Origin of the sequence: Nocardia farcinica, from assembly GCF_029867845.1 — a bacterium.
Lineage (GTDB): Bacteria > Actinomycetota > Actinomycetes > Mycobacteriales > Mycobacteriaceae > Nocardia > Nocardia farcinica_A.
Genome location: NZ_JARWRU010000425.1, coordinates 1 through 1,091, shown reverse-complemented (window position 1 = coordinate 1,091; position 1,091 = coordinate 1). Strand labels below are relative to the sequence as shown.

1 protein-coding gene and 1 pseudogene are annotated in these 1,091 nt (G+C 76.1%); both read left to right on the top strand.

The window, feature by feature from the left end; genetic code table 11:
• Positions 1-362, top strand: a pseudogene (locus tag QH283_RS09025) (hypothetical protein); the annotation flags it as partial.
• A gap of 8 nt (positions 363-370) precedes the next feature.
• Positions 371-1,091, top strand: a 721-nt coding sequence (locus QH283_RS09020; protein ID WP_280502563.1) for a PHP domain-containing protein, incomplete at its 3' end; no start/stop codon positions are given.

Sequence of the window (1,091 nt, the reverse complement as noted above, 5' to 3'; positions counted from 1 at the left end):
CGGGGGTGCCGCCGGCGGGGGGGGGTTCCCCCCGGGGGGGGGCCCAACTCCCCCGCCGCTCCCCCCGTCCCGATCCCCCCGGGGGGGGGGCGGGTCTCCGGGGCGCGCTGGCCTGCATCTTCACCCCCGGCGTCGCACTGGACGAGGGCATGCGCTGCTTTCTGCCATCGCTGTATCTGAACCTGGCCGACAGTCACCGCAGGGTCGGCGATTTCGACGCCGCGCGCATGCAGCTCGCCATCGCCCGCGGCCACCTGCGCATCCTCGCCGACGACGCCTACGGTGCGCTGATCCGCACCGGCCTCGACCGCGTCGAGGAAGCCCTGCGGGCGGGCGAGACCCAGCGCCTGCGCAGCGCCTAGGGGCTGCCGTGGTCTGGGATTCGGGCCCGCCCTCCTGGTCGGAACTGGAACGGCTGCTCTCCGGGCGGCCGGGCCGTCGCGCCGACACCCCGGGCGACGGCGGCGACAGCCCCGCCTGGTCGGCGCGTCGCGAGCCCTACCGGCCCGCGCCGATCCCGGCCGCCGAGAGCCCGGCCGTGCCCTACGCCGAACTGCACGCGCACTCGGCCTACAGCTTCCTCGACGGCGCGAGCACACCGGAGGAACTGGTCGAGGAGGCCGTGCGGCTCGGCCTGGAGGCCATCGCCCTGACCGACCACGACGGCTTCCACGGCACCGTGCGTTTCTCGGAGGCGGCCCAGGAGTGGGGCATCGCCACCGTCTTCGGCGCCGAGCTGTCGCTGAGCCCGCCCGGGGCCGTCGACTCCGCGCCCCGCACCGGCGATCCCGACCCGCCCGGCCCGCATCTGCTGGTGCTGGCCCGCGGCCAGGAGGGCTATCGCAGGCTCTCCCGCGAGATCGCCGCCGCGCATCTGGCGGCGGGGGAGAAGGGCGTCCTCCGCTACGACTACGACCGGCTCACCGCCGCCGCGGGCGGGCACTGGCACATCCTCACCGGCTGCCGCAAAGGCCATCTGCGCGGCGCGCTGGCCGAGGATCTGGCCGCGGGCGAGGCGGGCCTGCCGAGGGCCGAGGCGGCGTTGCACGAGCTGGTCGACCGCTTCGGGCCGGACAGTGTGAGTGTGGAGC